This is a genomic window from Lishizhenia sp., assembly GCF_057456495.1.
Genome location: NZ_JBVCPV010000156.1, coordinates 1 through 7,314, shown reverse-complemented (window position 1 = coordinate 7,314; position 7,314 = coordinate 1). Strand labels below are relative to the sequence as shown.

Sequence of the window (7,314 nt, the reverse complement as noted above, 5' to 3'; positions counted from 1 at the left end):
GTTCCATATCCTAACTTCATCTATAGAGCCATTGAAATAACCTTGATTGTATTGAGGTCTATATCCAATCGCCAAAGGTTGCGTAGAAGCTGATACTGGATAATCAGCGAAAGCAGATGTGTTTAAAACTCCATTTACGTAAATCTTAAGAATGGAACCGTCAAAAGTCATGGCAATATGCGACCACGTATTTAAACTAACCGCATTAGGGTTTGTTGAAACAAGAACTGCGTAGGGTGCAGTGGTAGTTCCATAACCTACTTCTGCAGTTACAACTCCCCCGTTACCTACACTTAATGCATACCCATCATTATCTTGGAATCCGGTATTTATGCGTGTCACCACCGCATTACTTGTATTCGCTCCACCAAAATAAGTTGGTCTTATCCATGCTTCAACCGTTAAAGCATTCCCTGTAACAGCTGTTGAACTATTTGTTCCACAATCTACATAATCGTTAGCGCCATCAAATTCTAAACCTACTTGTGCTTGGGATACCCCCAATAAGAACAGGCTTAAGGTTGTACAAATGTATTTTAATTTCATCTTAATAAGTTACAATCTTTTATTTAAATACTTAATTAAATTGGGTAATTATTTAGAAACAACATATAATAATTCTGTTGGACTAATACGCATGCGTTCAATTTTATCCATAGTAAAATGTTTTGTTGGATCGTATTCTTCTACCTTAAAACCAGCTTCTCTGAGCCAATCTGGATAATCCAATGCGAATAGGCGAACATGATCTTTTTGCCAAAAGTGTTTTTCTCTTTCTTCTGGTGAAGTTATGCTTGGATCTTCATAGGTCTTTTCCCTATTAATATCCTGTGGAACCTGCATTATACCCCACCCACCAGGTTTCATTACGCGGTGCAATTCTCGCATACATTGTTTAGCATCATCCACGTGCTCTAATACGTGATTACAGAAAACAACATCAAATCGATTGTCTTCTAAAGGAATATTGTGCAAATCAAAGTGCATATCTGCAATTGGAGAAACCAGATCACCGGTTAAGTAATCAAGGTTCTTTTGCTTTTTAAACCTGCTGTGAAAACACTGCTCTGGTGCAATGTGCAAGACTTTTAGATCATCCGTAAAGAAATTGCTTTCATTCTTTAGGTACAGCCACATTAATCTATGGCGCTCTAAAGTAAGGTCGTACGGACAAAGTACATTTTCTCTGTGCGCAACATTAGATCCGTAGGAAAGGAACTTACTAAAACTCTTTTCACAAACCGGACATTCCACCTTATTTCCTTTGTACAATAAAGGCGCAACCATCTTAAAAGGATAACTTAAACGTATCAATAAGGGACGCGGTAATTTATTGAGTAAATACTTATATAGTTTTTTCATGATTTTATTAATTATTGCAAAGCCTCACAAAAATAGAAACTTGTGCGACAGTTTAAAGCAATAGCGAATAAAAAGCAGGAAATCTATCATTTTTTCTACATTCGCAAAAATGGAAATTACGATGAATAGCAAAGCACCAATCGCACAGAAAAAAGCCCATAAAATCACAACAAATGGTCACACAAGAACAGATGATTATTTCTGGATGAACCAACGCGACAATGCAGAAGTTTTGGCCTACATCAATGCTGAAAACAATTACGCTAATTCATATTTCGAGGACACCCAAAAAACGCAAGAAGAAATTCTTGAAGAGTTCGAGCAAAATATAGACCCCAACGATAAAGGTGCTCCTTTTTACATGGAAGGAAATTGGTACCAAAGAGAGAATTTAGCCGAAAAGGATTACCCCATTTATTACCGACTAAAGGACAATCAGAAACTGCTTTTCTTAGACGAGAATGAAAGAGCACAAGGTCATAGTTACTATAACTTAGCGGCTTGGCTCCCCTCTCCTAACAATGAACTATTAGCATTGGCAGAAGACACTGTCGGAAGGCGACAATATCAAATACGCTTCAGGAACAATGCTACGAGTTATTTTCTGGAGGACACAATAGAAAACACAGACGGAAGTGTTGTATGGTCCAACGATAACACCTATGTTTTCTATGTTAAAAAAGACCCCGAAACACTGAGAGAATTTCAGGTTTACAGGCACAAAATAGGAACGGATGTTTCAACAGACCAACTCGTTTTTGAGGAGTTAGATGAACGTTTTTACGTTTTTATTGGAAAGACTAAAGACGATAAATTCATTCAAATAAACCTCTACTCTTCAACGCGTTCAGAAAGTTATTTAATAGACGCCAACAACCCTTTGCAGGCTCCTGTAGTCTTCTTTGAGAAAGAAAAAGATCACCTCTACGAGGTGGAATCTTTCCAGAACGGATATATCGTATTATCAAATAAAAATGCGCTAAATAACGAACTTAGGTTCTACCCCAAACATCCATCCATTGATAAAAACTATGAAATATTAGTAGCGCATGATGAGCAGGTACTTTTAGAAGAATTTAGCGTTTTCAAGGATTACCTTGTTGTGGTTTCAAGAGAAAACGGACTCCGTAGTATTACCCTTATTAATTGGAGTGATAAATCAACACATAAAATTAATATGAATGAAGAGTGCTACAGCATAGGACTCTTTGTAAACGAAGACTTTAATAGCAATATCTTATACTACAGCTATAATTCAATGACTACACCTCCGAGTGTATTGGCCTACGATATGGCATCGAATAAAGAAAGTGTTCATTTCGTAAAAGAGGTACCTAACCCGGCTTTCAACGCCTCAGATTACACTTCTCAAAGAACTTGGGCTATCGCAAACGACGGTACCAAAATTCCTATTTCTTTGGTTCACAGAAAGGATGTAGAAATAAGTAAAGCACCTTTACTATTGTACGCTTATGGATCCTATGGAATCACCATTCCAACTACGTTTAGCGCCTATAGGTTAAGTTTACTCAATAGAGGATTTGTATTTGCTATTGCTCATATTAGAGGAGGTAAATACATGGGAGAAAAATGGTACCAAGATGGTAAATGGCTGAAGAAAAAGAACACATTTACTGATTTCATTAATTGTGCAGAACACTTAAAACGCAACCATTTCTGTAAACCGGATGGTCTTTATGCACAAGGTGGCTCTGCAGGAGGAATGCTCATGGGTGCTATTATAAATATGGCCCCTTATCTCTTTAATGGAATTATAGCGCAAGTACCTTTTGTAGATGTGGTTACCACCATGCTAGACGAATCAATTCCTTTAACTGTGGGTGAATTCGAAGAATGGGGAAATCCAAAAGAAGAGGATTATTACCAATACATGTTGAGCTATTCACCCTACGATAATGTTCAAGCAATGCACTACCCTTCAATGTTTGTTTCTACCGGATATCACGATAGTCAGGTACAATACTGGGAACCGCTTAAATGGATAGCTAAGCTTCGAGCCTTAAAACAAGACAGCAATACCTTAATTTTTGATTGTAATATGGATGCTGGACACAGTGGAGGAAGCGGTAGAAGTACAGAACGTAAAGAAATCGTTAAAAACTACGCTTACCTTTTAAAGGAAGAAAATTTAATTGCATAGAAATATTAAATAAAGATTATTAGGAGGTTAAACCTTCCTATTTTACTTTTGTGTCGGTGAAAATTATCGGATGTATATCAATGATTTTGATGGCTCTAATTACTTGTACAGTAAGTAGATCTCAAGACTTACCTTATGAAATGCATAAGGACAAGATTATTGTTCATCCTAGTGTGGGGTTTAGAACAGCTCCCTTCTCTTTAAAATCAGAATTTAACCCAGAGGTTGACCGCATCAATTATCGCCCCAACTTAAATGCGATTGCGGGTATTGGAATGACCTATAAATGGTTCAGTTTTAACCTGCGTTTTAAACTTCCTGGATACATAAGAAATACGGAGAAATACGGTAAAACTGAGTATTTGGACCTAAGTGCTTCATTTCCTTGGAAGGGATGGTTTTTTAACGGAAACATTAACGGTTATAAAGGTTTCTCTATAAAAAATGCCACAAATATAGACCCTTCTTTAGGGAATCAACATTCCAATAACAAAACTCAAAACGCTACACAAAATTCGTCGGTATCAATTGCAGCTTGGAGGTTTTTCAACCCAGATTTTAAGGTTAAACCTGCTATGGGGATTGCCGGTAGATATACTGCCCAGGCTCACTCATTTTATATCAAACCAACCATAGACGTTCACGGTGTTTCAGATCCCGATCATATTATTCCTTACCAATTTTTCGACACCACAATCTCTGTATACCGAGCTCAAAACCTTAGTTCTATAGACATGGGCGCTGTTCCTGGATTTGCTTATGTAAACAATATAAATGGCTGGCAATATGGTGGGTGGGCTGGTTTAGGAGGTGTAATTCAAACCAAATTCTTCAGTGCAGAAAAAGTGGCCCGTGGTTTTCTCGGACTTTCACCCCGTGTTGATATCAATGTAAAAGGTGGCTATAATGTTGACGACTGGTTTGTGATGCTCAATGCTCAATACAACAACAAACGCATACGTTTTAATCAACTGAGTTATAGACAATCGTACTATTCTTTCACCATTACGGGAGGATATCGATTTAAATACAAAAAGAAACCAAAAGATGACGCTTAACATCAACGCCTTCTTCTTAGAAGTTGACGCCATTCAAACCATCGTATTTATTCTCTTTTTACTACTTGCAATCTTATGGTTTAAAAACTACTTTGAGAGTGCGTTTTGGACCAAGGGAGAAATTCCCCCTAGTTTTGGTAAATCTAAAGAAAACTTAATAGAAATCCTCATTGCTTTATCCTACAACGTAATGAAATTGCAACGTGAAGGATATAGAGAAAAGCAACAATACCTATATGATTACTTAAAGAAATTCAACTATTTTGAAGATACCACTGAATTTCTGAACTCGTTCAAGGGAACTAAAAATATGCCCTTGAAATCAGCGAGCATTGTGAAATGGATCAATAAGCACTACCCCGATGAAAATCAAAAAGTAAACATCACTTACTTCATTGCAGGTCTTTGTTTTCAAGATGGAGAAATTTCACCTAGAGAAATGAAATACCTTCATACCTTTACAAGAGGTTTAAGAATTGGGCATCACTTTGAAGCCATCATTGGTACTTATAAGCAAAAGGAAAGTGAGAAAAAACATTACAAATATCGAAACACCAAAACATCTACATCTCACAATAACAACCTTGTATTTAAAATTTTAGAAATACATCCTACTGAAGATTTTGCAGAAATCAAGAAAGCCTACAGAAAATTAGTTAAAATTCATCACCCAGACCGATTAACAGACGCTTCCGAACTAGAAATCAGTATAGCCCAAGATAGGTTCATTGAAATTCAAAAAGCCTACGAAATATTGGAAAAACGTTACGCATAAACCTGGTTTTCCTCCTTGAAAATCGGCCAGTTTCCTTATATTTAGGGCATGGATAAATTAAAAGTTATTGAGTGTCCAAGAGACGCTATGCAAGGGCTACATGATTTCATACCCACGGACCTTAAAGTGCAGTACATTAATCAGCTTTTAAAAGTAGGGTTCGACACCATTGATTTTGGAAGTTTTGTTAGTCCAAAAGCGATTCCACAAATGCGCGACACGGCAGAGGTTCTAAAGCAACTCGATTTATCACAAAGTATCTCCAAATTATTAGCAATTGTTGCCAATAAAAGAGGAGCTACAGACGCAAGTCAATTTGAAGAAATAGATTATTTAGGTTACCCTTTCTCTATTTCAGAAACCTTTCAACAAAGAAACACCAATGCTAGTATAGAGGAGAGTCTTGGACGTTTAGAAGAAATTGTAAACATCACACAAAAAGCGAAAAAGGAACTGGTTGTATATATTTCTATGGGCTTTGGAAACCCTTATGGTGATGCATGGTCGCCAGAATTAGTTACACAATGGTCAGAACGACTATATAAAGAATTCGGGATAAACATCTTGGCTTTATCAGATACGATAGGTGTTGCTAATCCTGAAATTATCACACAACTTTTTACCACCCTTCTCCCTGCCTTACCAGAGGTTGAATTTGGTGCTCACCTACATTCTACACCTACAGAATATGCAGAGAAAGTTAAAAGTGCTTACGAAGCAGGCTGTAGACGTTATGATGGAGCTATCAAAGGATTTGGCGGATGTCCTATGGCCAAAGATGATTTAACGGGGAATATGCCAACAGAGGGAATGCTACACTGGTTTGACAAAAATGGAATTGATACTGGCTTAGATTTCGATGCGTTTAGAGATAGCTTAGAGTTAAGTTTACAAGTATTTCCAGTTTAAATAAAAACTCATGAAACTTTTAAGTCTTTTTGCGCTATTAAGTTTAGGATTTGGACTTCAAGCCCAAACTAAGAAACTTACAGATTTCTCTGAATTGAAAATAAGTGGTCGTATGGAAGCTACGCTTTACGCCAGTGATTCTAACTACCTAGAAGTTCTCAACAAAGGAAAAGATGTAGATTTAGAAAAACTGGAGTTAATTTATAAAGGCGATGAATTGGTGATTAAATACTTGGGCTCCACTTTAATGAAAAAAGACATTAAGTTGGCAATTTACACCAAGGGACTGCAACAAATTAGTGCAAACCAAGGTGCGACAATCACCAGTGATGATTCATTAATTCATAAGGGTGAAAAGTTGAACTTAGAGGTATTTGCCGGCGGAACGATAGATGTTTCAGTTTCTACAAAATGGATAGAAGCCAACATTAACCAAGGAGGTTCAATTAGTCTTAAAGGCAATACAGATTACTTAGATTTATCCATAGCAACTGGAGGTTATATAGCAGCTTCATTTTTAGCAGCGAAAAAAATAAAAGCCGAAATAAAATTTGGTGGTGAGATAATATGTCACCCCACAGAATACCTCGACGCCAAAATAGTAAGTGGTGGTGTAATCAATTACAAGGGTAATCCTGAGGTAAAGAAAAAGATAAAATTAGGTGGTAAAGTTATTCAACTATGAATCTGAAAAACAAAACATTAAGTACTTTATTATTAAGTATTACTTTAATAGGTTGCACACCTTCTGAACAAGAAGATAAAGTGATTATCGAAACACAAGACGATGTCGTTGCCGTAGAGGCAGTTCCTGAGAAAAAAGCACCGGAAGGAAGTATTGAAATATCCACAAGCTTTGAAGACTCAACTTTTCGCGATAGCATAGAAAGGGAGTTATTGAATGAAATCAATATATGTTTTGATAGTCTTCAACCTGACCCAAGAAAGGAAGGTATGTCCTTATGCTCACCGGAAAACTTTGCCTTTTATACATATTCTGATAAAATCAGTTTGGAAAATGGATTTTTACTGCAAGTTAAAGCGGGTGT

The 7,314-nt window shown here is 36.8% G+C and carries 8 protein-coding genes; 6 read left to right on the top strand and 2 right to left on the bottom strand.

The window, feature by feature from the left end; all coding sequences use genetic code 11:
* Both AC22ZQ_RS11045 and AC22ZQ_RS11040 read right to left on the bottom strand, forming a co-directional pair.
* The coding region (locus tag AC22ZQ_RS11045; protein ID WP_318958830.1) for a LamG domain-containing protein at window positions 1-546 on the bottom strand (546 nt) is incomplete at its 3' end.
* A 48-nt stretch (window positions 547-594) separates the two neighbouring features.
* A complete protein-coding gene (locus AC22ZQ_RS11040; RefSeq protein WP_318958829.1) occupies window positions 595-1,362 on the bottom strand; it encodes a class I SAM-dependent methyltransferase in 768 nt (255 codons plus the stop codon).
* Window positions 1,363-1,483: 121 nt separating this feature from the next.
* Between AC22ZQ_RS11040 and AC22ZQ_RS11035 the strand changes: the two genes are divergently transcribed.
* The 6 genes from AC22ZQ_RS11035 to AC22ZQ_RS11010 form a co-directional block, all read left to right on the top strand.
* Complete coding sequence (locus tag AC22ZQ_RS11035; RefSeq protein WP_318958828.1) at window positions 1,484-3,523, top strand: S9 family peptidase; 2,040 nt, start codon at window positions 1,484-1,486, stop codon at window positions 3,521-3,523.
* 89 nt (window positions 3,524-3,612) lie between these two features.
* A complete protein-coding gene (locus AC22ZQ_RS11030; protein WP_318958827.1) occupies window positions 3,613-4,581 on the top strand; it encodes a DUF4421 family protein in 969 nt (322 codons plus the stop codon).
* On the top strand, window positions 4,571-5,356 hold the full coding sequence (locus tag AC22ZQ_RS11025) for a DnaJ domain-containing protein (protein ID WP_318958826.1): 786 nt from the start codon (window positions 4,571-4,573) through the stop codon (window positions 5,354-5,356). Before AC22ZQ_RS11030 ends, AC22ZQ_RS11025 begins: the two co-directional genes overlap by 11 nt.
* 48 nt (window positions 5,357-5,404) lie before the next feature.
* Window positions 5,405-6,265: a hydroxymethylglutaryl-CoA lyase gene (locus AC22ZQ_RS11020; RefSeq protein ID WP_318958825.1), complete on the top strand. Its 861-nt coding sequence runs from the start codon at window positions 5,405-5,407 to the stop codon at window positions 6,263-6,265.
* A gap of 10 nt (window positions 6,266-6,275) precedes the next feature.
* Window positions 6,276-6,950, top strand: a complete 675-nt coding sequence (locus AC22ZQ_RS11015; RefSeq protein ID WP_318958824.1) for a head GIN domain-containing protein — start codon at window positions 6,276-6,278, stop codon at window positions 6,948-6,950.
* Window positions 6,947-7,314: hypothetical protein (locus AC22ZQ_RS11010; protein WP_318958823.1), on the top strand; the 368-nt coding region annotated here is incomplete at its 3' end. The genes AC22ZQ_RS11015 and AC22ZQ_RS11010, both read left to right, overlap by 4 nt.

Bases quoted from the DNA above. Each gene is read 5' to 3' on its own strand.
- AC22ZQ_RS11040 (WP_318958829.1), bottom strand. From the start codon at position 1,362: ATGAAAAAACTATATAAGTATTTACTCAATAAATTACCGCGTCCCTTA.
- AC22ZQ_RS11035 (WP_318958828.1), top strand. From the start codon at position 1,484: ATGAATAGCAAAGCACCAATCGCACAGAAAAAAGCCCATAAAATCACA.
- AC22ZQ_RS11030 (WP_318958827.1), top strand. From the start codon at position 3,613: ATGGCTCTAATTACTTGTACAGTAAGTAGATCTCAAGACTTACCTTAT.
- AC22ZQ_RS11025 (WP_318958826.1), top strand. From the start codon at position 4,571: ATGACGCTTAACATCAACGCCTTCTTCTTAGAAGTTGACGCCATTCAA.
- AC22ZQ_RS11020 (WP_318958825.1), top strand. From the start codon at position 5,405: ATGGATAAATTAAAAGTTATTGAGTGTCCAAGAGACGCTATGCAAGGG.
- AC22ZQ_RS11015 (WP_318958824.1), top strand. From the start codon at position 6,276: ATGAAACTTTTAAGTCTTTTTGCGCTATTAAGTTTAGGATTTGGACTT.